This is a genomic window from Pseudoclavibacter sp. RFBA6, assembly GCF_002931575.1.
Taxonomy (GTDB): domain Bacteria; phylum Actinomycetota; class Actinomycetes; order Actinomycetales; family Microbacteriaceae; genus Pseudoclavibacter; species Pseudoclavibacter terrae.
Window position 1 is genome coordinate 178300 of record NZ_PSUA01000015.1, and the last position, 26963, is coordinate 205262.

29 protein-coding genes are annotated in these 26963 nt (G+C 68.8%); 17 read left to right on the forward strand and 12 right to left on the reverse strand.

The genetic code is table 11. The features are described 5' to 3' along the window. Positions 1-156 precede the first annotated feature (156 nt). Positions 157-885, reverse strand: a complete 729-nt coding sequence (locus C5C17_RS15540; protein ID WP_258066245.1) for a DUF554 domain-containing protein — start codon at positions 883-885, stop codon at positions 157-159. Positions 886-1038: 153 nt separating this feature from the next. Continuing rightward, positions 1039-1827: a GntR family transcriptional regulator gene (locus C5C17_RS15545; protein ID WP_181028637.1), complete on the reverse strand. Its 789-nt coding sequence runs from the start codon at positions 1825-1827 to the stop codon at positions 1039-1041. Between the two features lie 140 nt (positions 1828-1967). On the opposite strand from C5C17_RS15545, the gene C5C17_RS15550 reads away from it, so the two are divergent. The 5 genes from C5C17_RS15550 to C5C17_RS15570 are packed head-to-tail and all read left to right on the forward strand — an operon-like array spanning position 1968 to position 5637. Continuing rightward, positions 1968-2384 carry a PTS sugar transporter subunit IIA gene (locus tag C5C17_RS15550; protein WP_104254302.1) on the forward strand — a complete coding sequence of 139 codons (417 nt, stop codon included), beginning with the start codon at positions 1968-1970 and terminating at the stop codon, positions 2382-2384. Further along, entirely contained in the window at positions 2384-2866 is a 483-nt protein-coding gene (locus tag C5C17_RS15555) for a PTS sugar transporter subunit IIB (protein ID WP_104254303.1), read from the forward strand. Before C5C17_RS15550 ends, C5C17_RS15555 begins: the two co-directional genes overlap by 1 nt. Next, positions 2863-3645: a PTS sugar transporter subunit IIC gene (locus tag C5C17_RS15560; RefSeq protein ID WP_104254304.1), complete on the forward strand. Its 783-nt coding sequence runs from the start codon at positions 2863-2865 to the stop codon at positions 3643-3645. Before C5C17_RS15555 ends, C5C17_RS15560 begins: the two co-directional genes overlap by 4 nt. Next, positions 3635-4519, forward strand: a complete 885-nt coding sequence (locus C5C17_RS15565) for a PTS system mannose/fructose/sorbose family transporter subunit IID (protein WP_104254305.1) — start codon at positions 3635-3637, stop codon at positions 4517-4519. The genes C5C17_RS15560 and C5C17_RS15565 overlap by 11 nt, the downstream gene beginning before the upstream one ends. 44 nt (positions 4520-4563) lie before the next feature. Continuing rightward, positions 4564-5637 carry an SIS domain-containing protein gene (locus C5C17_RS15570; RefSeq protein WP_104254306.1) on the forward strand — a complete coding sequence of 358 codons (1074 nt, stop codon included), beginning with the start codon at positions 4564-4566 and terminating at the stop codon, positions 5635-5637. 57 nt (positions 5638-5694) lie between these two features. On the opposite strand, the gene C5C17_RS15575 is transcribed toward C5C17_RS15570, so the two are convergent. Next, positions 5695-6027: a hypothetical protein gene (locus tag C5C17_RS15575; protein WP_104254307.1), complete on the reverse strand. Its 333-nt coding sequence runs from the start codon at positions 6025-6027 to the stop codon at positions 5695-5697. A 156-nt stretch (positions 6028-6183) separates the two neighbouring features. Between C5C17_RS15575 and C5C17_RS15580 the strand changes: the two genes are divergently transcribed. From C5C17_RS15580 to C5C17_RS15600, 5 genes are all read left to right on the forward strand, one after another. Beyond that, on the forward strand, positions 6184-6939 hold the full coding sequence (locus C5C17_RS15580; RefSeq protein WP_104254308.1) for a hypothetical protein: 756 nt from the start codon (positions 6184-6186) through the stop codon (positions 6937-6939). Between the two features lie 214 nt (positions 6940-7153). After that, on the forward strand, positions 7154-8620 hold the full coding sequence (locus C5C17_RS15585) for a YdiU family protein (protein ID WP_104254309.1): 1467 nt from the start codon (positions 7154-7156) through the stop codon (positions 8618-8620). A 111-nt stretch (positions 8621-8731) separates the two neighbouring features. Next, positions 8732-10048: a sensor histidine kinase gene (locus C5C17_RS15590; RefSeq protein WP_104254310.1), complete on the forward strand. Its 1317-nt coding sequence runs from the start codon at positions 8732-8734 to the stop codon at positions 10046-10048. After that, complete coding sequence (locus C5C17_RS15595; protein WP_258066246.1) at positions 10042-10764, forward strand: response regulator transcription factor; 723 nt, start codon at positions 10042-10044, stop codon at positions 10762-10764. Before C5C17_RS15590 ends, C5C17_RS15595 begins: the two co-directional genes overlap by 7 nt. A gap of 59 nt (positions 10765-10823) precedes the next feature. Continuing rightward, positions 10824-11309 (forward strand): MarR family winged helix-turn-helix transcriptional regulator, encoded by a 486-nt coding sequence (locus C5C17_RS15600; RefSeq protein WP_181028638.1) that lies wholly within the window; start codon positions 10824-10826, stop codon positions 11307-11309. On the opposite strand, the gene C5C17_RS15605 is transcribed toward C5C17_RS15600, so the two are convergent. Further along, the gene (locus C5C17_RS15605) at positions 11306-11689 is read right to left on the reverse strand and encodes a hypothetical protein (protein WP_181028639.1); all 384 of its coding nucleotides are present in this window, start codon (positions 11687-11689) and stop codon (positions 11306-11308) included. The genes C5C17_RS15600 and C5C17_RS15605 overlap by 4 nt on opposite strands. Positions 11690-11817: 128 nt before the next feature. Between C5C17_RS15605 and trmB the strand changes: the two genes are divergently transcribed. Then, complete coding sequence (trmB, locus tag C5C17_RS15610) at positions 11818-12558, forward strand: tRNA (guanosine(46)-N7)-methyltransferase TrmB (RefSeq protein WP_104254312.1); 741 nt, start codon at positions 11818-11820, stop codon at positions 12556-12558. Here the strand turns inward: trmB and C5C17_RS15615 are convergent. After that, positions 12536-14146 carry a DHA2 family efflux MFS transporter permease subunit gene (locus C5C17_RS15615; RefSeq protein WP_104254313.1) on the reverse strand — a complete coding sequence of 537 codons (1611 nt, stop codon included), beginning with the start codon at positions 14144-14146 and terminating at the stop codon, positions 12536-12538. The genes trmB and C5C17_RS15615 overlap by 23 nt on opposite strands. 276 nt (positions 14147-14422) lie before the next feature. Between C5C17_RS15615 and C5C17_RS15620 the strand changes: the two genes are divergently transcribed. The 3 genes from C5C17_RS15620 to C5C17_RS15630 all read left to right on the forward strand — a co-directional run bounded on the left by C5C17_RS15620 (position 14423) and on the right by C5C17_RS15630 (position 17156). Beyond that, the gene (locus C5C17_RS15620) at positions 14423-15919 is read left to right on the forward strand and encodes a dicarboxylate/amino acid:cation symporter (RefSeq protein ID WP_104254314.1); all 1497 of its coding nucleotides are present in this window, start codon (positions 14423-14425) and stop codon (positions 15917-15919) included. A gap of 259 nt (positions 15920-16178) precedes the next feature. After that, the gene (locus C5C17_RS15625) at positions 16179-16553 is read left to right on the forward strand and encodes a DUF2834 domain-containing protein (RefSeq protein ID WP_104254315.1); all 375 of its coding nucleotides are present in this window, start codon (positions 16179-16181) and stop codon (positions 16551-16553) included. Positions 16554-16634: 81 nt separating this feature from the next. After that, on the forward strand, positions 16635-17156 hold the full coding sequence (locus C5C17_RS15630; RefSeq protein WP_146079208.1) for a hypothetical protein: 522 nt from the start codon (positions 16635-16637) through the stop codon (positions 17154-17156). Here C5C17_RS15630 and C5C17_RS15635 read toward each other — a convergent pair. Both C5C17_RS15635 and C5C17_RS15640 read right to left on the reverse strand, forming a co-directional pair. Continuing rightward, positions 17095-18120: a S41 family peptidase gene (locus C5C17_RS15635; protein ID WP_104254317.1), complete on the reverse strand. Its 1026-nt coding sequence runs from the start codon at positions 18118-18120 to the stop codon at positions 17095-17097. The two genes, C5C17_RS15630 and C5C17_RS15635, sit on opposite strands and share 62 nt — an antisense overlap. Positions 18121-18213: 93 nt before the next feature. Next, on the reverse strand, positions 18214-19416 hold the full coding sequence (locus C5C17_RS15640) for a DUF418 domain-containing protein (RefSeq protein ID WP_104254609.1): 1203 nt from the start codon (positions 19414-19416) through the stop codon (positions 18214-18216). A gap of 73 nt (positions 19417-19489) precedes the next feature. On the opposite strand from C5C17_RS15640, the gene C5C17_RS15645 reads away from it, so the two are divergent. Beyond that, on the forward strand, positions 19490-20035 hold the full coding sequence (locus tag C5C17_RS15645; RefSeq protein WP_104254318.1) for a TetR/AcrR family transcriptional regulator: 546 nt from the start codon (positions 19490-19492) through the stop codon (positions 20033-20035). A gap of 121 nt (positions 20036-20156) precedes the next feature. Further along, on the forward strand, positions 20157-20852 hold the full coding sequence (locus tag C5C17_RS15650; protein ID WP_104254319.1) for an alpha/beta fold hydrolase: 696 nt from the start codon (positions 20157-20159) through the stop codon (positions 20850-20852). A gap of 15 nt (positions 20853-20867) precedes the next feature. Here C5C17_RS15650 and C5C17_RS15655 read toward each other — a convergent pair whose 3' ends face one another. The 3 genes from C5C17_RS15655 to C5C17_RS15665 all read right to left on the reverse strand — a co-directional run bounded on the left by C5C17_RS15655 (position 20868) and on the right by C5C17_RS15665 (position 24351). Then, positions 20868-21140 (reverse strand): hypothetical protein, encoded by a 273-nt coding sequence (locus tag C5C17_RS15655; protein ID WP_104254320.1) that lies wholly within the window; start codon positions 21138-21140, stop codon positions 20868-20870. 150 nt (positions 21141-21290) lie between these two features. Beyond that, positions 21291-23285, reverse strand: a complete 1995-nt coding sequence (locus C5C17_RS15660; protein WP_104254321.1) for a glucose PTS transporter subunit IIA — start codon at positions 23283-23285, stop codon at positions 21291-21293. Positions 23286-23469: 184 nt separating this feature from the next. Next, a complete protein-coding gene (locus tag C5C17_RS15665; RefSeq protein WP_104254322.1) occupies positions 23470-24351 on the reverse strand; it encodes a MurR/RpiR family transcriptional regulator in 882 nt (293 codons plus the stop codon). Between the two features lie 138 nt (positions 24352-24489). Here C5C17_RS15665 and murQ point away from each other — a divergent pair, with 138 nt between their 5' ends. After that, entirely contained in the window at positions 24490-25410 is a 921-nt protein-coding gene (gene murQ / locus C5C17_RS15670; RefSeq protein WP_104254323.1) for an N-acetylmuramic acid 6-phosphate etherase, read from the forward strand. Positions 25411-25434: 24 nt separating this feature from the next. Here murQ and C5C17_RS15675 read toward each other — a convergent pair whose 3' ends face one another. Continuing rightward, positions 25435-26268 (reverse strand): SDR family NAD(P)-dependent oxidoreductase, encoded by an 834-nt coding sequence (locus C5C17_RS15675; RefSeq protein ID WP_104254324.1) that lies wholly within the window; start codon positions 26266-26268, stop codon positions 25435-25437. Further along, a complete protein-coding gene (locus C5C17_RS15680) occupies positions 26261-26914 on the reverse strand; it encodes a TetR/AcrR family transcriptional regulator C-terminal domain-containing protein (RefSeq protein WP_104254325.1) in 654 nt (217 codons plus the stop codon). The genes C5C17_RS15675 and C5C17_RS15680 overlap by 8 nt, the downstream gene beginning before the upstream one ends. Between the last annotated feature and the right edge of the window lie 49 nt (positions 26915-26963).

Sequence of the window (26963 nt, forward strand, 5' to 3'; positions counted from 1 at the left end):
TCCGCTGCCCCACGCCTGCCTTCTCGCCCCGCTCCGCGCGCCTCCCATTCGCGAGTCGCCGGAAACGGTCGCGAAGAGCCGGCCAGAACGACCGTTTGAGGCAACTCGCGGACCGCGTTCAACCGTGTGAGGCGACTCGCGAACGCAGGGGTGCCGCTAGGCCAGGAACGCGAGCGCCACGGGCGCGATGATCAGCGCGGGCAGCAGGTCACCGACCGGGATCGCCCTGAGCGGGACGAGTCGCACGCCGAGGGCGATCAGGATGAGCCCGCCCACAGCCGAGAGCCCGTCGATCTGGGCGTCGCTGAAGACATCGCCCGCCAGGAATCCGACCAGCGTGAAGGCGCCCTGGATGATCCCGACCGGGACCGCGGCGAACAGCACCCCCTTGCCGAAGGTCGAGGCGAAGGCCATCGCCGCGAAGCCGTCGAGCACCGCCTTGACGTAGAGCTGGTCGGCGCCGAGCCCCAGGCCGTCGGAGATGGGGCCGAGGATGGCAAGCGGGCCGACGCAGAAGAGGAGCGTGGCCGTGACCATGCCATCGACGAAGCGGCCGTCGCCATCGGATTCGGACTTCAGTCGACCACGCACCCAGACCGCCAGCCCCTCGAGGCGATCCTCGATGCGCAACCACGACCCGAGCAGCGCGCCGAACACGAGCGACAGCAGGATGACGATCATCGCGAACGGGCCGGCCGCATCCGCGAGCGCCGCAGACCCCATGTCGGCGACGCTCATGCCGCCGAGCACGATGACGAACAGGCCGAGCACCGCGGTCACCGTCGTCTTCGTGCGCTCCTTCAGGCGGTCGCCGAGGAGGATGCCGAGCACGCCGCCGACGAGGATGAGCGCGACGTTCACTAGCGTCCCTGACCCGATGATCACCGTCCGATTATCGTGCCGACTTGCAGGCGTCGTGGACACGAGGGGATCCGAGACCCGAACGGGCAGGGCCCGCCGCCCGCGCCGCAGAACAGACGGACGCGTCTGCCCGGTCGCGAGACTCGTCGCTCGACCGACCGCGGCCCGCATGGCGGATCAGGACAGCGGGTGCGACTCCCGAGCGCCCCCTCGCGCGGCGGTGAGCGTCGCCTGGAACCGGTATGCGCTGGCCCGGTAGTTCGACGTGCTCAAGTGGAGGGGTGCTCCATGCTGGTTGTAGCTCAGCTCCTCGCCGACGAGAACCGGGTCGCTGGCATCGATGTCGAGGGCCGGAGCGATGCTGCCCGCGAGCGCGGCCGAGACGATGAAGTCGCTGCGTGATGGCGTCGCCCCGTGGCTGCTCATCAGCTCGTAGAGGGAACGATCGACGAACGACTCATCATCGAGCCCAGGGGTCAGCCACAGCGCGATGATCGATCGCTCCACGCAGATCGGCTCGCCCTCCAGGAGGCGGACTCGCTCGAGCTCCAGGACCCGGTCCGAATCGCGTGGCTGGAGCCGCTGGCGCTCTTCGTGGCTCGCGAAGCGCGTCAGCTGATGCGTGACCCGGGTCTGGACGATGAGCCCGCGGCGCCTGGCCATCTCCGTGAAGCTGAGCAGCTGACGCGGGGGCGGACCGTACGGAACGTTCGTGATGAACCATCCCGACTGCGCTGCGGGCGTGACCTCGCCCTGCGTGGCGAGCAGGGTGAGCGCCTTGCGCAGCGTCGAGCGGCTCACCTCGAACTGCTCGCTCAGGACCCGCTCCGGGGGCAGGCGTCCGGAGGGACCCACGTCCTGGGAGCGGATGTACTCCCGGAGTCGGCCTGCGACGGTCTGCGTCAGGAGCGATGGCGACACCCCTGGCGCGCGCCCGATCTGTGCGGTCTGCTCACGGTCTCCCATGCGGCAACCATACAGACCAAAGCAATCCAATTGGCCCGAAGTGTGCGCAAGCATTCCGCAGGGTCTCTGCGCCTGCCTAGACTCCGAGGCAGTTCAAGCGACCAAGAAAGACCAATCATGCATACGGAAAGGACCAGTGCATGACCAGACAGCTCGTAGCCCTCGCCGGCCACGGCGACATCGCAGCCGGCATGCGAAGCGCCGCATCGCTCATCCTCGGGGAGCGAGACGACCTCCGCGCGTTCCCGCCATACAGCGGTGACGTGGACGCCGTCCGACGCCACGTCGAGGCCCTCCTCAGCGAGGTGGGCAGCACCGGCACGCTCATCCTCGTCAGCGACCTCGTCGGCGGCAGCGTCAGCAACACGCTCCTCGAGTACCAGCAGGACCCCCGGGTGCACCAGATCACCGGCATGACGCTCTCACTCGTGCTCGAGTTGCTCACGACGCAGCCCATCACCGCAAGCGCCTCCATAGACCCGGCGCTGATCGACCGCATCCGCGCCACCGTGAGCGTCCTGCCCCTCCCCCACACCGACCAGGAAGACGACTTCTGATGATCCAACTGCTCCGAGTCGACCACCGGCTCATCCACGGCCAAGTGGTCATGTCGTGGGTGCGCACCCTGGACCCGACCGCCATCCTCATCGCCAACGACGACGTCCCCTCCGACGAGCTGCGCAAGAGCACGCTGAAGCTCGCGAAGCCCGCCGACGTGAAGCTCGTCATCAAGACGGTCGCCGACTCGATCGAGGCGATCAACTCAGGCAAGACCGACAGCTACCGCCTGCTGATCCTGACCGACAACGTCGCAGACGCCATCCGCCTCGCCGACGGCTGCCCGACCGTGCAGCACGTCAACCTCGGCGGCACGAAGCGACTCGAGGGGACCACTCCCCTCACCAACACCGTCAACCTGACCGAAGACGAGACCGCCGGCCTGACCAGGCTGGCCTCCCGCGGCGTCGAGGTCGAAGCGCGCGCCATCGCCACAGACCGGAAGGTGCCGCTCAGCGGCAGTGGGAGCGCACCCGCATGATGACCGCGCTCACGCTCTTCATCGCCGCGCTGGGGCTCGGGCTCATCGACCTCTTCCTCGGCCGCAACCTCGCCATCCGCCCCATCGTCACCGGAACCGTCGTGGGGTTCATCCTCGGCGACCCCGTCACCGGCATGGCCATCGGAGCGACCCTCGAGCTCGCGTTCATCGGCCTCTTCACCGTCGGCGGCGCGATGCCGCCCGAGATCCTCACCGGCGGCATGCTGGCCACAGCTCTCGCGATCAACGCCGGAGCCGGACCGGAGACAGCGCTCGTGCTCGCCTTCCCGATCGCCGCCCTCGGCCTCATCGTGAAGAACCTCCACTTCGTCTTCGTGGCCCCCGCGCTGCTCCACCGAGCCGACACCTACGTCGAGCGAGGCTCGATCCGCGGCGTCAGCGCCATGCACATCCTCTCCGGGTTCCTCTGGATCTTCTGGCTCGCATGCGTGGTCGGCGTCTCCTACGCAGTCGGCAGCGACGCCATCGGGGCGCTCGTCGCCGCCATCCCAGAACCAGTGACGGTCGGACTGCAGGTGGCGACGGGCATCCTCCCAGCCCTCGGCTTCGCGCTCCTCGGCCGGATGCTCATCAACAAGAGGGTCATGCCCTTCTTCTTCATCGGCTTCCTGCTCGTCACGTACGGAGGCATCCCGATCGTCGGCCTCGCCGCCGGCGCGGCCATGATCGCCTGGGTCCTCGTGGACGCAGAACGCCGCCGCACCAGCGCGCAGCAGCCAGCACTCGCCATGAACGGAGCAGCAGACGATGACTTCTGACACGACAGCACCAGGCACGCACCTCGACGAGGTCAGCCCTGAAGCACCGACGACGCAGACCGGCAGGATCACCACCGCGGTCCTGAACCGCATGTACGTGAGGGCGCTGAGCATCGAAGCGTCGTTCAACTACGAACGACAGCAGGGCCTCGGGTTCGCCTACTCCATGATCCCCGCCGTCCGGGCGCTCTACGAGAAGGAGTCAGACCAGGCCGCGGCGCTCAAGAAGCACCTCGAGTTCTTCAACACCACCCCATACGTCGCCGGCGCGATCGTCGGCGTCTCCACCGCCGTCGAGGAGCAGCTCAGTCAGGACCCGAGCCTCGCGCCATCCACCGCGAACAGCGTCAAGGCCGCCCTCATGGGTCCTCTCGCGGGCATCGGCGACTCGCTCTACTGGGGCACCATCCGGCTCCTCGTCACCGGCATAGGGGTGTCGCTGGCGATGGCGGGGAACATCCTCGGGCCGATCATCTTCCTCCTCGGCTTCAACCTGCCCGTGCAGCTGCTGTCCTACCTGTACCTGAGATCCGGATACAAGTTCGGGACGAAGCTCCTGCAGCGCATCTCCGGCAGCGACGCCATGTCGAGCCTCACCTACGGTGCCGGGATCGTCGGGCTCATGGTCATCGGTGGGTTGACCGCCTCGATGGTGTCGGTCTACGTGCCGCTGCAGTTCGAGGTCGGCGAGGGAGTCAGCTCCATCCAGACGGACGTGCTCGACGGCATCATGCCGGGCATCCTCGGTCTCGGCGCCTTCTGGCTCGTGTACTGGCTTCTCGGCAAGGGATGGAAGACGACCTGGGTTCTGCTCGCCATCTTCGCCGTCGGGCTCCTCGGCGCGCTGACCGGCGTGCTCGGCACCGCGCCGTGACCACCCACTGACTGATCGACCCACGAACTCGAAGGAATCACATCATGACGACGATGCTGGACTGCATCAACGAACAACCCCGCGTCTGCGAGCAGATCCTCGCCGACGAGGCCACCAGCTTCTCGGAGTTCGACCGCCTCATCGAAGACCGCCAGGTGAACCGCGTCCTCGTCCTCGCGACGGGGTCATCCCTCAACGCCGTGCACGCCGCCGAGCGCCACCTCGAGGTGGTCGGCGGCATCGTGACCAAGGTCGTCGAACCGTTCACATACTCGGAGTACGAGAGTCTGGACAACGACTTCGACCTGGTCATCGCGGTCTCCCAGCGCGGGACCAGCTCATCGACGATCGACGCGGTGAAGGCCGCCCGGGACCGGGTCGCGGCTCCCATCCTCATCGTGACCGCCGACATGCGGAGTCCACTCGCTGCCCTCGGCGACTGCCGTCTGGACATCGGCTGCGGTGACGAGGCCGTCCGCTACTCGACGAAGGGAGTCACGGCCACCGTCCTGAGCCTGCTGCTCCTGTCGGTTCGACTCGCGGAGCACGGACGCCGTGAGATCCCCGCCGAGCTCGCGCGGCCCGGAATCGCCGCGGCGGTGGCCTCCATGGGTGGCGTCATCCAGCACGCGGAGCAGTACTACGACGCGCACCGGGAGGAGCTCGAGGCCGCAACCCGCATCTCGATCCTCGGATTCGGACCGAACGTGGGCACCGCCGTGGAAGCCGAGACGAAGATCATCGAGACGGTTCGCGTCCCCGTCCAGGGCATGGAGCTCGAGGCGTACATGCACGGGCCTCTCTTCGAGCTGCGCCCCGAGTACACCCTCTTCCTCACCGAAGTGCCCGGGACCACGTCGGCTGAGCGCCTCCGTCAGTTCGCGGACTTCGCGTCAGGACACTGCGACCACGTGCACATCGTGACGTCGGGTGCGAGCACGGGCGCCACGCGAGAGCTGGCACTCGACGAGCAGGTCGCGGAGGAGCTTTCCCCGCTCCTGCTCATCGTTCCCTACCAGGTGCTCGCCTATCGGATGTCCGCGTCCCGGGGCATCGACCTCGTCGAGCCGGCGTTTCCCGACTTCCGCTCCGCCATGCGGACCAAGGTCGCCGGTTAGCCACGGCGCTCCGCGGGGGTGGCCAGCGGCACTGGTCATCCCCGCCCCCTGGCGCCGTTAGCCTTCGATCTCCTCCACGGAGAACACGTAGTAGGTGTGGCCGGGGGCCGTGACCTCGACGACCCTGCCGCCCGGGATATCGCGGGGCTCGCCCGTCGTGACGTTCGGATGCTCCGCCCGCCACGCATCCACGTCGTCGACGAAGTACATGGGGCCGGCGGGGCCCCAGCCGGGCTCGTCGTCGAGCATCAGCTCGATCTCGAGCTCCGGCATCTGCATCGACACGGTGTGCTCGCCCTCGCGCCACGCCTCCTCCCAACCCAGGTCGAGGTAGTGCTGCACGGCCGCCCCCAGGTCTTCGACGGGCTGGAACTGGAACGTCAGGATCACGGTGGTCTCCCCAGTCGGCGGGCGGGCGCGGTGCTCCGAATCTAGCCGCCTGCGCGCGTTCGACGCCACGCGGCGACTCCGAATCGTGATGCGCGCGACAAGTGTCGATATCGTTCCGTGACCGGATGCGGGACGTCCGGTCCCTAGGGTCGGTGCATGTCCCTCCGTCGCCTCGCCCCAGCGTCGATGCTCTGCGGCGCCCTCCTGCTGCTCGCCGGATGCGCCTCGCCCGAATCGGCGGCTGTCGCGCAGCCCGCTGCCAGCGTGGCACCCTCCGCGAGCGCGGGCGGGCCGGTGGCCGACGAGCTTCCCTCGCAGGACGCGCTCGATGGCATCCCGATCGAGGAGATGACGCATCAGCCCGTGCCGGTGCAGATGACGCAGTGCCTCACGCAGCAGGCGAAGTGGATCGACCTGCCCGCGGGGAAGACGTCGTCGGACCTGTACACCCGCATCGCCGCGCACGAGCAGGAGCTGCTGTTCCTGCTCCCAGACGAGGTCGGCGGCTTCGACAACGTCGAGGTCGCGGCTGGCCCTGGCCCGCGGGGCACGGTCAGCGTGTCCATCGTCGGATCCGCTGAACTGGGGGACGACGCCGCGGCCTCGTGGCAGGCGCTGCGCGACGCGACGCCGGAGGTCGACGCCGCGGCGGTGGGCATCGAAGCGGAAGGAGCGTCGTTCGTTGCGAGGCTCGTGGACTTCTCCTACGCAGAGCTGTGCACGACGCAGCTGGCGGTTTTCGCTCTTCCGTTGTGGGCGGACCCGAGCCTGGGCCTGCAGTCCGTTCGGATGGACGTCGAATCCAATCGCCTCATCGCGGGGGTCGAATCCGGCGTGCTCAGCGACGCTGGCGTCAGCGAGATCCGCGAGACCGGTCCGGATGGAATCTTCGAGTTGGAGGAAGTTCAGTAGGCGCCCGTCGAGATTCGAGCTCTCGTTCCTTCCGCTCAGCGGCGAGGGTGACGCGGCATTCCTGGGCCGTGGCGGGGCCGAGGACGGACACCCAGCCCGCGGAATGTCGGCGAGTTCAGGCCAGAGCGACTGCTGTCGGTGCTGGTGCTGCTGTCGGTGCTGGTGCTGCGCAGTTCTCACTGGACTTCCCGCCGGCGCGCCTACCCTGTCCAGCATGACTGCGACCACGCATGCAGGTGTCACGTTCGGAAACCGTTTCGCTCGGGAGCTGCCCGAGCTGTCGGCGCCGTGGGCGGCCGAGCCCGCGCCCGCCCCGCACCTCGTGCTGCTGAACGAGGCCCTCGCCGACGAGCTCGGCTTCGACGCCGAGTTCCTGCGGTCGAGCGACGGCGTCTCCGTCCTCCTGGGCGCATCCGTCCCTGAAGGCGCGACCCCCGTCGCGCAGGCCTACGCGGGGCACCAGTTCGGGCAGTACTCGCCGCGCCTGGGCGACGGGCGCGCGCTCCTGCTGGGGGAGGTGACGGATACGCGCGGACGACTGCGGGACATCCACCTCAAGGGTTCGGGCCGCACGGCATTCGCCCGCGGCGGTGACGGGCGCGCGGTCCTCGGCCCCATGCTGCGGGAGTTCATCGTCAGCGAGGCCATGCATGCCCTCGGCATTCCCACCACCCGATCGTTGAGCGTGGTCGCGACGGGTCGCCAGGTGCAGCGCGACGACGTGCTCCCGGGCGCGGTCCTCACCAGAGTCGCGAGCAGCCACCTGCGCGTCGGCTCGTTCCAGTTCGCCCGAGCCACCGGCGACCTCGAACTGCTGCGGCGTCTCGCGGACCACGCCATCGCCCGCCACTACCCGTCTGCCGCGGAGGCGGTGAATCCGTACCTCGCCTTCTTCGAGCGCGTCGTGTCCGCCCAGGCGAAGCTCGTTGCGCAGTGGATGCTCGTGGGCTTCGTGCACGGGGTCATGAACACGGACAACATGACGATCTCGGGCGAGACCATCGACTACGGACCGTGCGCGTTCCTTGATGCGTTCGACCCGGACGCCGTCTTCAGCTCCATCGACATCCAGGGCCGCTACTCGTTCCGCAACCAGCCGCATGCCGCGGGGTGGAACCTCGCGCGGTTCGCGGAGACGCTCCTCCCGCTCTTCGCGGCCGACGAAGACGAGGCCGTCGCCCTGGCCGAGCAGTCGGTCTCCGGGTTCGGGCCGGTCTACCAGGAAGCGTGGGTCTCTGGCATGCGAAGCAAGCTCGGGCTTCCCGACGACGTCGCCCCGGACACGTTCGAGCGCCTGCTCGGTGAGCTTCTGCCCCTCATGCAGCGCAGCGGCGCCGACTACACTTCGACCTTCCGGGCGCTGGGTGCCTACGCTCGCGGCAACCGCGCCCCAGCGCTCGACATCTTCGGGGAGGCGGGTCCCGCGTTCCGCACCTGGGCGCAGGCCTGGCTCGCGCTCTCCCCGAACGCGAGCGCAATGGATGCCGCCAACCCCATCTACATCCCGCGCAACCACCTCGTCGAGGAAGCACTCGAGGCGGCCCTCGATGACGAGCTCGAACCGACGAGGCGCCTGCTCGCAGCCGTGACCGCCCCGTTCGACGAACGGCCCGGCCTCGACCGCTACGCGACCGGAGCACCGCAGGATTTCGGAGACTACGTCACCTTCTGCGGAACCTGAGCGTCGCGACCGCCAGCAGTGGATCTCCCTGTCGAACATGGAGTTCTGCTTCTCGCCGAGTTCAACCGAACGGCCGATCCGAATGTCGGTGCGTGTTCCTAGACTCAGCGCATGACCGCTCCTCTCCCGAAGGCCCCGCACCTCGTGGACGAGCTGGCCCTCGACGGGGAGCCGCACGGCGTCGGACTGACCGAGCGCGACCTCCGCTCCGCGGAGTCCTGGGGAGGCAGTCGCCGCTGGCGTCCGTGGATGCGGGCCGTCGCGGTCTCGCTCGGGTCATTCCTCGCGGGCGCGGTGGTCTTCACCCTGGTACTCGCCGTGGAGATCGAGGATCCCGCGTCTGATACGGAGTCGGGGGCGTTCTACGGGTTCCTCATCGTGAACGTGGTCGGCGGGCTTCTCGCGTGCATCGCCATCGGCCCGATCCGCGGTTCTCGCGCGGGGAACCTGTGGGTCGTCGTCATCGGCATGACCAGCTCCCTGGCCGTCGGGGCATGGCTGATCGCTGTGATGCGGCTCGGCGCGCGCCGTTCGCTGCCGTTGGATGCGCTGGTCGTGGCCCTCGTCGTCGGCGGCGGGGTCCTGTGGGACGGGTTCCAGTCCAGCGTGACCGGCCGTGCGCCCATCGACGCCCCGCTCTTCTACATCATCCTCGTCGCCCTGTCGACGATCATCGCGCTCCTCTTCGGACGTTCCCGTGGAACTCGCGCCGCACTCATCACCTCGTTGCGCGCGCAAGCCGCGTCGGCGGAACGCGAGCGGGCCGCGCTCGCGCAGAGCCGGGTCTCCGACCTCGAGCGCGCCCGGGCCGAGGAACGGGCCGCGATAGCCCGTGACATGCACGATTCGATCTCGCACGACCTGGCCGTCGTCGCAACGCAGGCAGGAGCGCTCGCGTATCGCAGCGACCTGTCGCCGGAGATCGTGCGGGAGACGGCCGCCACGGTGCGGGAGTCGGCGGCACGCGCCAACACTCGTCTCCGCGAAGTGCTCACGGGCATGCGCGAGCCAGACGGCACCGGTCGAGGCGACGCCCCCCTCCCCGACCTGCGAGCTTTCGAGTCGCTCCTCACCGAGGGTGCGCCCCACCAGAATCCCCCGTCGGTGACCTGGCGCGACATCGAGCCGGGTGACCTCTCGCGGCTTTCCGCGGAGCGCATCCGGGCCCTCCACCGCACCCTCTCGGAGCTCCTCGTCAACGTTGGCAAGCATGCCCCGGACGCGGGGGTGCACGTCGTCCTCGCGGGTGGCGACGCTCATCTCAGCGTCACCGTCTCGAACACCTTCCAGCCACCGGCGGCCCCGGCCCTCGGCACCGGCTACGGCCTCCTCGGTGCCCGCGAGCGCATGCATCTCGTCGGGGGCACCTTCGAGGCGGGTCCCGCCGAGAGCGGCGATTTCGTGGTGGAGGTGACGCTTCCGTGGTGACTCCCGGGCAGGACAGCATCAGCGTGCTCATCATCGACGACGAGGTGGGGATCCGGATGGGGCTCAGGCTCCTCATCGACGGTGCGGAACGCATTCGCGTCGTCGGAGAAGGCGTCAACGGCGACGAGGCGCTCGCCCTCGCCGCACACCACGACCCCGACGTCATCCTCATGGACGTTCGCATGCCCGGCCTCACCGGCATCGACGCGGTGCAGCGACTCACCGACACCGGGTCCCGCGCGAAGGTCGTGATGCTCACCGCGTTCGACACGGAGGAGTTCCTGCTGGATGCGCTCCGGGCGGGTGCCGTCTCGTTCCTGCTGAAGGACGCCCCGCCGGAGGACATCGTCGGGGCCGTGCTCGACGCGGCACAGGGCAAGTCCGCCTTCTCGCCGAGCGCACTCGACCGCCTCGTTCGCGCCGCCGCAGGCGGAAGCACCGACGAAGCTCGCCCCCTCGAGAGCAGCGGCAAGCGGCAGCGCGAGCCGGGCGCGACCCGCGACGACGGGTTGCTCGCCAGCGTCACGAGTCGCGAGCGGGAGATCGCGCGGTACGTCGCGCAGGGCATGACGAACGCCGAGATCGCCTCGGCCCTGTTCGTCAGTCAGGCGACGGTGAAGACGCACCTGGCGAGCCTCTTCTCGAAGCTGCACGTCACCAACCGCGTGCAGCTCGCGTTGCTCGCCCTCGAATGGGAGGCGGCTGGACACGCCTGAGGCGCGGGAGCCCGGCGTGTACTCTGGGCGGCACAACCGAGATCGAGGTGAGTTCCGCAGTGACGAATGTCCCCTCCGCTGACGGCCCGCCCCATGCATCCGCGCTGAGCCCCGCTCTCATCGCGCTCGCGGAAGCAAGACAGGCGTCGCAGCATGAAGCGAGGCGGTCGCTCGGCATCGGCGAGATGGATGCGCGAGCCCTCGCGTTCCTGGCGCAGAACCCCGGCTCCAGGCCCAGCGCCCTCCGCGCACACCTGGGTCTCACCTCCGCGGGTGTCTCGACCCTCTGCGACCGGCTCATCGAACGCGGCACGATCCATCGCGACACCGACCCGAGCGACCGGCGCGCGAGCCTCCTCACGGTCACCGTCGACCTCTCGTCGAGTCCGTGGAACCGCCTCAACGCATTCGACCGGAGCCTCGAGGCGGCGCTCGCCGCGGAGGCGGACCCTGCGACGCTGCAGCGAATCGCCGCGCTGTTGACGCACGCGTTGAGCGTCACGACACAGTCGCCCGAAGGGGCCGAGTCAACCCAGACCGGTTAGGGGCGGGGGTTGCCGACCGCCGGCTGCTCCTCTGGAGGCGAGTGCAGCTCGGCGAGCAGCACGATCGACTTCGCCTGCAGGAAGGTGCACAACGCCGAGATGACCGCCAGCTCCTGCGCAAGGGAATGCACGCCCGCCGCTGAGAGATGCAGCGTGTGCTCGCGTGGCTCCATCGTCACCGACCACTTCGGGCTCTCGCGAGTTCCCGGCTGCAGGTAGAGCTCGGTGGGAACGTCCGTCAGCTGCACCCGCACGAGCCCCGTGTCATGACCCTCGTCGCCGTCCTGCACGATGACCTTGACGACCCCGGGCCCGGCGTAGCCGAGGCTCTCGAACTCACGCGCCCACGACTCGAGGACTTCTTTACTTCGATACGGCATTCTGGCCTCCGACCGGGGGTGACGGCTTACGACGTCCAGCATCCCTCATCCGGGGCAGTTTCTCGAACACTCTTGCCTGCCGGCTGCGGCTTCGCCCCACCGAGTCGAGCATCGCCTAGGTTTGTCGGGTGTCAGACGCAGAAACCGCCCAGCCGGAGCAGCACCCCTCGCATCGTCCGATCTTCTCGTTCTCGCGCCGCAGCGGCCGCCTCACGGAGGGTCAGCTGAACTCGTGGAACACGCTCGGCCCGAAGTACCTCGTCGACGTCGAACGCGCCGAGCTCGACTTCTCCGTGAGCCCTTCGTTCCGGGTCGACCCTGCCGAGCTGTTCGGCAGGGACGCGCCGCTCATCGTCGAGGTCGGATCCGGCACGGGTGAGGCCGTGGTCGCGGCGGCCGCCGAGCATCCGGAATGGAACTTCCTCGCCGTCGAGGTCTTCGTCGCCGGCCTCGCCCGCACGCTGCGCCGCATCGAGGACGCCGGCCTGTCGAACGTGCGTCTCGTCGAGGCGAACGCCGTCGAGGTGCTCGAGCACATGCTCCCTGCCGGCAGCATCGAGGAACTGTGGATCTTCTTCCCCGACCCCTGGCACAAGGCGAAGCACACGAAGCGGCGGCTCGTGCGCGAGGGCTTCGGCGCTGTCGCCGCGCACGCCCTGCGCCCAGGCGGCCGCATGCGGCTTGCCACCGACTGGGAGGACTATGCGTTCCAGATGCGCGAGGTGCTGGATGCGGCTCCCGAGTTCACGAGCGAGCATCCGGGCGATTGGGCCCCTCGGTTCGACGGTCGTACGCTCACCGTCTTCGAGCGGAAGGCCGCGAAGGCCGGGAGGCGCATCCGCGACCTCAGCTACGTGACGCCGGAGTAGCCTCTGCGGCCGCCTCCTCCTCGCGTTTCCCGGAGCCGAGGCGAAGCGTCGCGGCGAGGCCGAGCGCGAGGAACGCGGCGGCCGTGAACGCCGATGCGCGGGTGCCATCGGAGAGCGCCGCCTTCGCGTCGTCCGCGAAATCAGCCGTCGCGGGGTTCTCGCCGAGGCCGGCGATGGCGCCGCCGGCCGAGTCGACCACCGCCGAGACCACCTGATCTCGCGGCTCGGCGGGCACCTGGGCGTCGTCGAGCGAGGCGCCGAGGGATGCGCCGGTGATCGTGAAGAGGATCGTTCCGAGGATGGCGACGCCAAGCGCCGACCCCACCTGCCTGGACGTGGACTGCGTCCCGGAACCCTGACCAGAGAGCTCGACCGGGACATCCTGCAGCACGACTCCCGTGAGCTGCGCGGTAGCCAGGCCGACCCCGAAGCCGTAGACGAACAAGGCGGGGATGAGCCAACCCCACTGCGCATCCGGGGCGATGATGAACCCCGCCCACGCGATGCCGACGATCTCCGCGAGGATGCCGACGCGCACGATCGTGACCGCGTTGACCTTCCCGCTGCTCGCGCCCGCGAATCCGCTCGCGACGAACGAACCCGCGGCGAGGGCCAGCAGCACGAACCCGGTCTGCAGGGCGTCGAAGCCGAGCACGAACTGCAGCCACAGCGGCAGCGACAGGATGATGCCGAACTCGCCGAGCGCGACCACCATCGCCGCGATGTTGCCGTTGCGGAACGACGAGATGCGGAAGAGGGAGAACTCAAGCAGGGACGACTCGCCCCGGCGAGACCGCCGCACGCCGCGGACGATGAACGTGACGAGGGCGAGCGCTGCGACGCCGAACGCGACGGGCACGGGCGAGATGGAGAGGGGCCACTCGAACGAGCCGATCGTGAAGGTCTCGTTGACGGCCCACCAGCCGTAGGTGCGGCCTTCGATGAGACCGAAGACGAGGGCCCCGAAGGTGACCACGGAGAGCACCGCACCGACGAGGTCGAGTCGCTGCTGCGCGGGCTCTCTCGACTCGTTGACGAAGAGGAGCACGCCGATGACGATGATGATGCCGAGCGGCACGTTGATGCCGAACGCCCAACGCCACGAGAACTCCGTCGTGAGCCACCCGCCGAGCAGCGGACCGACCGCGGCCATGCCGCCGATCGTCGAACCCCAGACGGCGAACGCGATGCCCCGCTCTCGACCCCGGAAGGTCGCGTTGATGAGCGAGAGCGTCGTCGGGAGGATCATCGCCCCACCGACGCCCTGCACGAGGCGGGCGAGGATGAGCAGCCCACCCGTCGGAGCGAGTGCCGCTGCCACGGAGGCGATGGCGAAGATCACGACACCGATGAGCATCAGGCGGCGGCGGCCGACGCGATCGGCGAGGCTTCCGAAGAGGAGCAGCAGCGACGCGAAGACGAGGGTGTAGGCCTCCTGGACCCACTGCACCTCGGTCGACGTGATGCCGAGCTCGGTGACGATCGACGGGACGGCGACGTTCACGATCGTCGAGTCGACGATGATGAGCGCCACCGCGACGCTGATGAAGACCAGACCAACCCACCGACGACGTGCTGACTCAGCCATGATGCTCCAACTTCTCGGCAGGGGACGGGACGACGTGGTGAGGGTACGCCTCATTGCTTGCGATTTCGCTCAATCGTTTAATTACTTTGGGTGGGACGCGCCTGAGTTGTGGTCTCACCGTTCCATTCCCGCCCTGACGGTTCGTGACGTCCCCGAGCACACCATTTGTTGCGTGTCATGAACCGTCACACCCGTGACACTCCCCCGGGTCAGGCGTAGCCTCGCTCAGTTCGCGGAATATCCCGCGAAATGAGAAATCGCATCGGGAGATCTTCCATGTCGGCCAACACCCCCACAACAGCCGGAGCATCCGAAGCTGAGGTGACGCCGCGCCCCAAAAGCCGCGCGCGCAAGCTCCTCACGTCGTTCGGATTCCAGATCCTTGCCGCCCTCGTCCTGGGCGTCGTGCTCGGACTGGTCGCCCGCAACCTGGGCGACGACGCGGAAGGCAACCCCAACGGGCTCGCCGCGACGCTCGCCACCATCGGCAGCTCGTACGTCACCATCCTGACCGCCGCCGTCGTTCCGCTCATCCTCACCGCCGTCATCTCGAGCATCGCGCAGCTGCGCCTCGTGACGAACGCGGCCAGGCTCGCGGGCCAGACGCTCCTGTGGTTCGGCATCACCGCGCTCATCGCGGTGACGATCGGCATCGTGCTCGGCGTCACCATCCAGCCGGGCAACCGCGTCGACCAGTCGCAGCTCGAGACCGGTGAGCCCTCCTCGGTCGGCACCTGGTGGAACTTCCTCACCGGACTCGTGCCGCAGAACTTCCTCGGCATGGGCGTGCGCTCGCGCGTGGACGCAGACACCGGCGACGTGAACTCGACGATCGCGTTCAACGTGCTGCAGGTCATCGTCATCGCCGTCGTCATCGGCATCGCGGCACTCCGCCTCGGCAAGCGCGCCGAGCCGTTCCTCGAGTTCACGGCGTCCGCCCTCGCGGTCATCCAGAAGGTGCTGTGGTGGATCATCCGCATCGCCCCGCTCGGCACGCTGGGCCTCATCGCGAGCGCCGTCGTCAACTACGGCTGGGAGAAGCTCACGAGCCTCGCCTGGTTCGCGATCGCCATCTACATCGGCCTCGCGCTGGTGCTGTTCGTCGTCTACCCGATCCTCGTGAAGGCGCACGGCCTGTCCATCGGCCGTTTCTTCTCCGGCGTGTGGCCGGCAGTGCAGCTCGCGTTCGTGAGCCGCTCCTCCATCGGCACGCTCCCCCTCACGCAGCGCGTGACCGAGCGCAACCTCGGCGTGCCCCGCGAGTACGCGTCGTTCGCCGTGCCGTTCGGCGCGACCACGAAGATGGATGGATGCGCCGCGATCTACCCGGCGATCTCCGCGATCTTCGTCGCCCAGTTCTTCGGCATCGAGCTGTCGATCATGCAGTACATCCTCATCGTCATCGTGTCCGTCGTCGGCTCCGCCGCGACGGCCGGTACGACGGGTGCCACGGTCATGCTCACGCTGACCCTGTCGACGCTCGGCCTCCCACTCGAGGGTGTCGGCCTGCTGCTCGCCATCGACCCGATCCTCGACATGGGCCGCACCGCGACCAACGTGGCCGGCCAGGCGCTCGTGCCGATGATCGTCGCGAAGCGCGAGGGCATCCTCAACGAGAAGCTCTACAACGCGCCCCGCGGCGACGTCGCCTTCTCCGACGAGACCGACGAGGAAGTGGAGGAGACCATCCAGCGCTCCACCGGCTCGCAGAACGACCGCGAGCAGGACGCCTTCGAAGGCGCGACCCTGCAGGACGCGGAACGCCGAAGCTAGCCTCGGCTCAAGCAGTCAACGGGCGCTTGCCCTCGGAACCCCACGCGGGGCATCCGGGAGCAGGCGCCCGTTTCGCGCCCCGTCACGACCAGCGCGCCGGGAGCGCACTTGTGGTCGCTTCCAGCGAGTTTTGACGACCACAACTCCGCCCTCGGACGGCAGGGCGCCGCGCGGCGGCAGGGCGGGGCGGGGCGCCGCGCGGCGGCAAGGCAGGGCACGGACTCGGGATGCGCGGGGCCGAGCGTGCGAACCTTGCCGCATGCGCGCATCCACCTGGACTCCCCTCGCGATCTTCTACCTCGTGCTCGCCATCGTCGGCGGGGCCGTTACCTGGACGTTCAACGTCATGGCCGGCATGGAAGGCAGCGCCTTCATCGGTGACTACTTCGGCAGCGGACCCGCCGTCACGTCGATCGTGATCGACGTGCTGGTCGCCGCGACGGTCGGCGCGGTGTTCATCATCGCCGAAGGGCGGCGGCAGGGGATGCGGCGGCTGTGGGTCTACATCCTTTGCTTCGGCGTCGCGTTCGCGTTCGCCCTGCCACTGTTCCTCGCGATGCGGGAGCGGCGCATCGCGGCGGGGCGCGGTCAGGTCGCAGGCGACCGGATCACCGCCGAGCAACCCCGCTCATAGCCGCTGAGATTCCCGTGCGTTGAGGCAGCACGGAGGTCCGCCTGATTGGGTCACTGCATAGCCAACTCAGAGGGGGCCACCGTGCGCAGGACGCTCTGGTTCGCAGGCGGCATCGCTATGAGCATCGTGTACGTGCTCCTCGTCGGCTACCTGACACTGCAGGTGATCGGTCTCGCAGCGGGCGCGGTGCGCGGTATCGACAACCAGCTGACGGCCGTGACGAGGCCGGGTCCGGGCCTCGTCCAACTGGGCGGGATAGCCGCGGCCAGCGGCGGAGTGCTCCTCGGACTCACCTGGACGACACGACGCGCGGATTCCACAAGCCGGTTCTCGCTGCGGCTTGGTTTCGCCGTCACCACCACGGCGCAGGTCGTCGCCGCTTTCGCCATCCTGTCGCAGCGCTTCGAGGTCCTGGACCTCGACACCGGACCGGCGCCGTGGGTCGAGGGCTGGCTGACCAGGGGCGGCACCGCCTCGGTTGTTCACCTCATGCTGATCGTGGCCATTGGCCTGCTGTTCACGCGCCGCGATCCAACCGGTGTCAAGCCGCCGCGCACTGCTCGGCCAGCCAGGCATGAGCCAGCTGAGGGGCATCGCTCGTGAGTGCGGAAACGTCGGGTTGGATGGGCTCCGGCATGACCGCGCCCGTCCGGTCCGTGAAGCGCGACGTTGTGAGCAGGATCTCCGATCCGTCGGAGAGCAGGAAGCCCTCGACACCGGTCGCGAGCCCGTTGCTCTTCTCCCCGAACGTGCGGACGCCGTCCTGCCCCGAGAACCCCGCGAGCACCATCTCGGCGGCGGAGGCCGTGTAGAAGTCCTGCAGGACGGCGATGGGCTTGCCCGCGAAGAAGCTCGCTAGAACGTCGACACCAGAGTCGAAGCGCAACTCGTAGCCGTCGGTCGAGGTCGCACTCTCCGTGGATACCGTGATCGCGTCGTGTCTGCCATCGCGGTCCACGAATCCCGCAACCTCGCTCGTGTCGAAGAGCGGCGAGACGGCCCCGAGCATCGGGAACGCATTGCCGCCCCAGTTGCCGCGCAGGTCGACGACGAAGCCGCACGTGTTCGCATCCGCGAGCGCCGACAACCCCTCGACTCCAGTCCGTGCATACTCCTCGGCGAGGGGGCCTTCGTGTCCGATCGCCGACACCGTGATCGTGACGGTGCGGCCCTGCGTCGCTTCGACCGTCGGCGGGGCGCTCGGTGCCTCCGTGTACGCTGCTTTCCGCTCATCGGCGGGAAGGAACCTCGCATGCCGGCCACCGGCATCGAAGGCCGCCGCCGCGATCAGGTCGTGCGCCTCCTCGAGGGTTGTGGCCGACACGCCCGCGGCGAGGAGCGCATCCCGTTCAGCCGACCAATCTCCGCCCGAATACAGGCCGTTCTCCTCCAGAACCTGAGCAGCCTCTTCGACAAGTGCCGCCGGACTGACGGTCGGCGTGGGGACGGGCGCTGGCTGATCGGCGGTGCCGCATCCCGTCAATCCGACAACGAGCGTGGCCACCGCCCCCGCGACGAGCGCACGCGCGGATCCCCCGCGTCTCGGGATGAACGCGCCGCTGCCCATGCGCTCACCTTACGGTCTCAGCTCCCGGAGAAACGGGGCATGTCCAGCAGAACGGAGACTGTTCCGCGCCGACCAGTTCCTCTCCTGGCGCATTCACGAGCTCGCCTTCGACGGGACGCTCTTCGGGTAGGCAAGGTGGCGCAGGAGCCGCTCGAAAGGGCCGCGCTGTCCGCGACGTTCCATCGCCGTCGCGATGAGCACCGTCGTCAGCCACACACCGACCGCGTAGAGGGCGCCCTGCCACTCGGTGAGGACCCCGCCGAGGCCGAGCCCCCAGATTGAGAGCACCGGCACGAAGAGCACGGATTGCAGCAGGTAGCTCGTCATCGACCGCTTCCCGGTCGCAACGAGAGCACGTCCGACGACGCCGACGCCCCGGCGCTGCCAGGCGACGCCGATGAGCCCGAACGCGGCGGCATACCCGATACCTCCGGCCAAGCCCGTCGCGATGGACAGCATCTGGAAGGTCCAGGAAGGCAGGTCGGGGAGTGCGCCGACGAAGTGCGCGAACGCTACCGCCCCTCCCGCCCAGCCGATCCCCACACCGACGAGCGCGGTCGCCGTCAGCAGTCGCCGATGTTCATCCGCTCGCTCAAGCACCGAGTGCCGGGCGGCCAGCAACGCGAGCAGCACCGCGACCGGCACCGCCAACGTCAGGAGCCCCTGTCCGAGAAGAACCGTCGCCCAGGTGGCGAGCCGAATGGGGACGGAGTGCAGGAACGTGTCGGATTCGGCCGCGGTCGGGACACTCACGCTTCCGCCCGCATCACCGGCAAGACCAAGAGCGGCGCCCCCGATCCACGACGACACTGCCCCGACGACCAAGAGCCCGGTGAGCGCTCCGGCCCAGATGGCCAGTGTCCGGTCGCTCCGATCCAGAAACAGCCAGCATGCGAGAAGCCCGACGAGACCGTATGCGCCGATGATGTCCCCACCCCACAGCAGCAGGGCGTGCACAGCGCCGAAGGCCAGCATCCACCAATGCCTGCGCCTCAGGAGGCGACGCGCTTCCTCGCGGGAGGCTCCCGCTGAGACCTGTCGCCGGTAGAGCTGCCAGATGCCGTAGCCGAAGAGGAACGCGAACAGCGGGTAGCTGCGCCCGTCGATCGCGATGATGGCGACGGCCTGCCAAGCCCGATCGAGGACGCCCCCGTTGGGGTCGTGCATGGATAGCCCGTCGGTCTCGTAGCTGGAGAGGTGCCAGGGCATGTTGGCGAGCGCGATGAGCAGAAGCATGAGGCCGCGAGCTATGTCGGGGGCGAGGACCCGGGCAGGCGCGGAGTGGGTAGTCGTCATGCGACCACCGTACATAACACTTGTTATGTTGGTACTGTCATGCAGGAGATACACACCTGGGAGGTGATGCGACGTGCCGCACGCCGACGCCCGCGAAGCGCTCATCCGAGCCGCCATAGACACGCTCGGGACCCCCAGGCCGCCGGCCATGCCGCTCCGCGAGGTAGCCGCCGCCGCCGGCGTCACCACAGGCGCCGTGCAGCACCACTTCGGCAACCGCCGAGGGCTCCTGCTCGCTGCCATCGACCGTCAGACCGAAGCGCTTGTGCAGCGGCTCTCCGACGTCGCCGACCGCCACCCGGAAGGTGGCCTCCCGCGCCTGAGAGCGGCGGCGTTCGAGCTGCTGCCGCTCGACGAGCAGCGGGTTCGCGAGGCTCGCCTGCTCGCCGCCTTCGAGCAGCTCGCCGTCGACGACGAACCCCTCGCCGCGGAGTTCCGGAAGCGATACAACCTGCTGCTCGAGATGCTGCAGCGCGACCTCCCCGGTGGGGCCCAAGACGCGGCACTCCTGCTCTCCGTTCTCACCGGCACAGCCGGAGACATGCTCTTGCGCATCGCCGACGAGCGCGACGCGACGGAGCTCGTCGACCGCTTCCTCGCAGCACTCGGGGCTATCTAGGCGAGGCGCCGCCGGAGAACAGCGTCGTTCCGCGGAGAACGTGGACGTCTCAGCGATCCAGTCGGTGAGGCCACCACCGACTCGCGGTGGAATGTCGGCGGCCGTGGGTAGCGTCAGTGCCGTGGACATCATCCTCATCCCCGGCTTCTGGCTCACCGGCGACTCGTGGGCCCCGGTCACGCGAGCTCTCGAAGACGCGGGGCACACCGCGCACCCCCTCACCCTGCCGGGCAAGGCCCCGGGTGAAGATGCGGCGGGCGTTGGCCTGCGCACCCACATCGACGCGGTCGCCGCGCTCATCGACACCCTCGACGGCGACGTGGTGCTTGTCGGCCACAGCGGCGGTGGCGCGGTCGCTTACGGGGCGGTGGATGCACGCCCCGACCGCGTCTCGCGGGTCGTCTACGTCGACTCCGGGCCGCTCGCCGACGGCGGCCTGATCAACGACGGCTTCGAGTCTTCCGGCGGCGCGGTGCCATTGCCAGACCGCAGCGTCTTCGAGGAGCCCGAACTCGTCGACATGACCGACGAGGTCTGGAAGCGACTCGAGGACATCGCCGTGCCAGAGCCCGTCGGCGTCGCCACGGAGACGCAGCACCTCAGCGACGAGCGCCGCTACGACGTGCCGGCGGTGGTCATCACGAGCACCATGCCCGAGCCGATGCTTCGACAGTTCATGGACGACGGCCACCCCTACGTCGCCGAGCTCGCCCGTGCGCGATCCGTGCGCATCGTCGAGCTCCCGACCGGGCACTGGCCACAGCTCACGAAGCCGGACGAACTCGCGGCCGCCGTCGTCGACGCCGTGACCGGCTGAGAAAGCTGAGGCGATCTAGAGGAAGACCTGAAGCACCGCGAGCAGCGCGATCCCGCCCACGACCGCCGCGAGCACGGTGACGCCGATGCGCATCTGCGGACGGCGGCGGGAGCCGATGCCACCTGACGTCTGCGCGAGCTGCGTCGCGGCGATGAGCTCCGGCGAACCGGCCGGCGGGAGCTGCTCGGTCCCGCTCGCCGGCTCGGACGCCGGCACGTCGATCGAATAGTCACGCGGATCGACCCGTTCGGGGAGGCTCTGGAACCTACCGCTCTCCACATCAGCCATGGTGCCGCCCCCGTTCGTCGCCCATGCCCACCACGCTAACGTGCGCAGGTCCGAACGCCCAGGGAACACCTGACGCCCTGCTGGCCCATCGGCGCCGACACCCTGCCTTTCGAGGTGGGCGGTCAGCACTGAGCACCGACCGCCCGCGCCTCAACTCCGCGTCGAGGTAGCCACCCCGACTGCTTCGACCGTGAGCGGAGGCCCGTCCTGCGTGCGACGCTCGACGATCGGGAACGCAGCGCCGTTCAGCACGACCACCGGAGTGGCAAGCGAGCGAACCCTGCCGCGCACGGCCTCGAGATCCACGGCGACGACCACGTCGCCAGCCTCGACGACGTCACCCTCCGCCCGCTTGAGGTCGAAGCCCTCCCCGTGCAGGTCGACGGTGCCGAGACCGATGTGCACGAGCACCTCAAGCCCTTCGGCGGTCGTCACGCCGAACGCGTGGCCAGTCGGGAACAGTGCCGTGATAGTTCCGGATACGGGGCTCCGGAAGTCACCGGACGTCGGCTCGACGGCGAAGCCGTCACCCATGGTTCCCGCGGAGAACGCCTCGTCCTCGACATCGGAGAGGCGAATCACCGTTCCTTCGACCGGAGCGAGGATATCGATGCGCTGCCCCGCGACGGCCCGGGCCCCGGAGGCGACTGCCGACGCCGGCGCCGCTGCCCTCGCAGGGTCCGCATCCTCGCCTCTCGGCGCTCCGTACTCGTCCTGATCCGCGTTGTGCTCGGCGAGCAGCGCTGGGGTGAAGCCCCAGAAGTAGGTGATCAGGAAGCCGGAGACGTACCCGGCAAGCAGCCCGACGACGTAGGCGAGGATCGCGTACCCCTGGCCGTTGTCGCTCTGCAGCAGCGGCAGCAGCGCCCACCCGGACGGGCCGATCGCCGTCGCCCCGAACGCACCGGCGAACTGATTGAAGGCACCCGCAACTGCACCACCGACCGCGCCGCCGAGGCAGGCAGTGAGGAAGGGGCGACCCAGCGGGAGCGTGACCGCGTAGATCAGCGGCTCCCCGACCCCCAGGATGCCAACCGGCAGCGCACCCTTGATCGTTGTCCGCAGGGACTTGTTCCGGTTCAGCTTGAAGTAGATCGCCAGGGCGGCGCCGACCTGGCCGGCCCCCGCCATCGCGAGGATCGTGAGCAGCGGCGTGAAGCCCACCTGCTCGATGAGCGTCGCGTGGATGGGGATGAGCGCCTGGTGGAGGCCGAGCATGACAAGCGGCAGGAAGAGCCCGCCGAGCACGAACCCCGCGAGGAGCCCGGAGTTGCTGAGCAGCCAGATCGCGCCGGCCCCGATCGCGCTCGCGATGTTGCCCGCGACGAACATGAACACGAAGATCGTGGCGAGGCCGGAGATGAGGAGCGCGAGCGTCGGCGTGACGAGGATGTCGATGGCATCCGGGATCTTCCCGCGCAGGCTTCGCTCGATCCAAGCGCAGAGGCCCGCGGCGAAGATCGCCCCGATAACGCCTCCCTGCCCCGGCGCGAGCACGATGTCCCCCAGGACGGGGAGGCTGTACTGCACGTCACTGATGCCGGCGAAGACGATGATCGCGGCGACGGCGCCGCCGAGTGCGGGTGTGCCGCCGAACTCCTTCGCGGCGTTGATGCCCGCGAAGATGGGCAGGAACGCGAAGAACGCCGACCCGATGACGGTCAGGGCCGGCACGATCGCCTCGACGAACTCCGGAGCCGTCCCGACGGTGACCCAGTTCACCAGGAGGCCGCGAACGGCCGCGACGATGCCGGCGCCGATAAGGGCCGGGATGAGCGGCACGAAGATGTTCGCGATCTTGCGGATGAAGTTCTTGAACGGGGTGTTGTTGCGCTGCTTCTGTCCCGCCTTGATGGCCGCTCCGCGAGCCGCGAGCGCATCGGCGTCGGCACCCGCCGCGCCGAGCTGCTGGCGGAAGGCATCGGTCACCTTGGTAACCTTCCCCGGGCCGAGCACGACCTGATACGTGTCGTCATCGACGACGCCGAGCACGCCCGGAAGGGACTTGATCGCGGTCTCGTCGATCAGGTCGCGGTCGACGGGGCTGACGCGCATCCGCGTCATGCAGTTCTCGACACCGGCAACGTTGCCGGGGCCACCGAGCAACCGCAGCAGCTCGCTGGCGAGTTCGTCGTTTGCGCTCATGGGCATCCTCTTCTCGCGACATTGCTCGAATTTTGAAGAACAGTACCAGGATTTGAGACAAATGGGTAAAAAAGTTCCCCACTGCAAGGTTCCACACCGAAGGCCCTCCGCGCGCGACGGAAACGCGCGACAAGCGCGGGACCAGCAAGACCGCCCCCGAGCGAACCCATCGTGCCCGGAGGCCTCAGCCCCCAGAAACCGCCTGGTGCGTCTTCTCGATGGCAGCGACGGACGCCTCGTAGTCAGCCTGCGCGACTCCCGTGAAGACGCAGTCCACGACCATGAGCTGCGCGATGCGGCTTCCAAGAGCAGCAGAACGCAACGGTGTCTCCCGCGCCGCAGTGCGGAGGACGATATCTGCGAGCTCGGCGAGCGGCGACCGCTCGTGGTTCGTGATCGCGATCGTCGTGGCCCCGGTCGCCTTTGCGATGCGGAGGAACTCGACCACCCCGGCGGTCGCGCCGGAATGCGAGATGGCGATCGCGACGGCCCGATCGTCGAGCACTGCGGCGGCGGTCCACGCCGCGTGGGCTTCCGGCCATTCGAGCGCGATGCGTCCGATCCGCGACAGCTTGCGCTGCAGGTCGACACCGACGACGGAACTCGCACCGATCCCGTGGATGTCGACGCGAGCAGCGCCGGCAATGGCCTCGACAGCGGCCGCCAGGGCATCGATGTCCAGAACCTCGGCGGTATCTGCGATCGAGAGCGTCTCGTTCATCGCGATCTTGGCAACCACGTCGGACAGCGAGTCACCCGGGGAGATGTCTGCCGCCGGGGCGACACCTCCCCTGGAGGCGAGACGCTCACGAAGGTTCTGCTCGGTGAGGTCGTGCCGCAGATCGCGGAACCTGCTGTACCCGGCACGCCTCGTGAAGCGAACGACCGTGGTGGTGGACGTGCCGGCGAGGTCCGCGATCTCCGCCATGGACCTCGTCGCGAAGCCCTCTGGGTCGGCGAGGAGCGCTTCGGCGATGCGCCGCTCCGACGGCCTCAGCGAGGGCAGCAGTGCCCGCAGCTCGACCAGTACAGTGCGAGAACTCGCCTCTGCGTCACGTGTGCCCAAGATCCACCTGCTTTCCGGAGCTAGCGTAGCGAGCAGGCGCACAGACACGCCTCGGAAGTTTATTTACTTCCCTTGTGCAATTCGTGTACTTTCATAACTCAGGTTCGCACGGTGGCGACCCGAGGATCGGAGACGCGCATGCCCAACGAAGAGATCTCGACGCTCGCAGCCCTCTCGACCGAGGGGCGAAACCCCCGAACTCAGGACCTCGACACGCTCGACACCATGCAGATCCTGGCACTCATGAACGACGAGGATGCGACGGTCGCCGGCGCCGTTCGCGCGGCACTCCCCTCCATCGCGCGGGCGGCAGACCGCATCGCGGAGGCCAGGCGCGCTGGTGGCCGCCTGATCTACCTCGGTGCCGGGACGAGCGGCCGCATCGGCCTCCTGGACGCCGTCGAGTGCCCGCCGACGTTCGGGACCTCGCCAGAGGACGTGCTGGGCGTCATGGCCGGCGGGCCCCAGGCGTTCGTCCGTGCGGTGGAAGGCGCCGAGGACGACCCCGAGCTGGCGGGGCGCGAGCTGGACGCGATCGGCCTGCAGGCAAGCGACGTCGTCGTCGGCCTGGCGGCGAGCGGTCGCACCCCGTACGTCATCGGCGGCCTCCGAGCCGCCCGTGCCCGCGGCGCATCCACCGTTTCCATCGCGTGCAACGCGAACGCCCCGATCAGCGCGGAGGCCGACATCGCCATCGAGGTCGTGACCGGGCCGGAGGTGCTCACCGGGTCGACGCGCCTCAAGGCTGGCACCGCCCAGAAGCTCGTGTGCAACATGCTGTCGACCGCGAGCATGGTGCGCGGCGGCAAGGCCTACGGCAACCTCATGGTCGACGTGCGCCCGTCGAACGCGAAGCTCGTCGACCGCGCGCAGCGCATCGTCGCCGAGGCCACCGGGGCCGCACGCCCTGACGCCGACGCGGCGCTCGCCTCGGCGGGCGATCACGCGAAGACCGCCGTGGTCATGCTGCTCGCCGACTGCGACGCAGAAGCGGCCGCCGCTCTCCTGCGCGAGGCCGACGGCAACGTGCGGCGCGCCGTCGAGCTCGCCGCGGGCTGAGCCCGCCGCGGAGCAGTCCGCGCCTCAGGATGCGTCGAGCCCGACGAGCTCCGCGCTGCGATTCCACAGCCCCTCGATGAGGTCCTCATCGAAGATCTGCGGGTTCACGTTCGTCGCGTGGTGGCGTTCGTCGTAGTACTCGCCCGCCTGCCAGGTGACACCCGGCGTGCCTGCGATGAACCACTCCAGCGTCTCGCCGCCCTTCGCAGCGCTGATGGTGAAGAGCTTCGCGAGCGGGGTGCGGTAGAGCAGCCGCATGAGGCTCGTCGAATCGGAGGAGAAGTTCGTGCCGACGACCCCGGGGTGGAACGCGACGCTCGCGACGGGCCGCCCCGCGAGTCCACGGTGCAGCCCTTTCGTGAAGAGGATGTTGGCGAGTTTCGCGTCGCCGTAGGCCTTGTTCGCGCTGAAACGGGCGTCGTTGTTCAGGTCGTCGAGATCGATACGACCCATGAGGCGTGCCGCGATGCTCGCCGTGTTGATGACCGCTCCGACCTGGACCTCCTCCAGCAGGAGGTTCGTGAGCAGGAACGGCGCGAGGTGGTTGACCTGCAGCGTCAGCTCGTTGCCGTCGACGGTTCGCGTCGTGTCGCCGAAGATCCCGCCCGCGTTGTTCGCGAGCACGTCGATCGGGCCGACCTTGGCGACGAGCGACGCGGCGAGTTCCCGCACCTCGCCGAGGCGTGAGAAGTCGGCGACGAACGACTCGGCGCCGATCTCGCCCGCGACCGCAGCCGTCTTGGCGGCGTTGCGCCCGATGACGACGACCCGCCACCCCTTGGCTGCAAGCGACCGCGCAGCCGCGGCCCCGATTCCGTCCGAGCCGCCCGTGATGACGACCGTCTTCGCCTCAGCCACGAGCGTTCGCCGCCAGCACGCCCTCGAGGCGGGCGATGATCGCCTCGAGTCCGAAGTCGAACGCCAGCTCGAGGCGACGCGACGGCTCGAGCGACCGCGTTACGCCGTGGAGCACCGGATGCGCGTCCGGGTCCGCTGCCCAAGGGATGGGCGGGGAAGCCGCATCCACCACCCTCCCGAAGGTGAGCCCCTCGAGCACGGCGATCGCGACGAGCGCCTGCTCGTCCGTGAATCCCACCGAGCGGAAGGTGATCGCGATGGCTTCGTACACCTCGAGCGTCTGCTCGTCGCTGACCGGCTCCTGCACCATGATCGGGAGGGCGAGCGGATGCTTCGCGAGGGCTCGCGTGTAGTCCTTCGACCACCGGCGCACCTGGTCCTGCCAGCTCATGGCGGCGAGGGCCGCGAGGTCCTCGTCGGTGGCGTCCTCGAGACCGATCGCCAGGGACAGCTCCGTGCTGATGAGCGCCCGGATCCCGTTCACGATGCCGGCTCGCCCATGCACGTGGTGGTACATCGACGACGCACTCACCCCGAGCTCTTTGGCAAGCACAGGAATGGAGAAGTCACCCTTGCGATCGATCTGCTCCAGCGCGGCCAGGCAGATTTTCTCGGGAGACAGGATCGGAATTCTCGGACGTGCCATGATCAGACTCCCTCGTTCTCAGCGCACGACATCTGCGCGAGCGTTCATC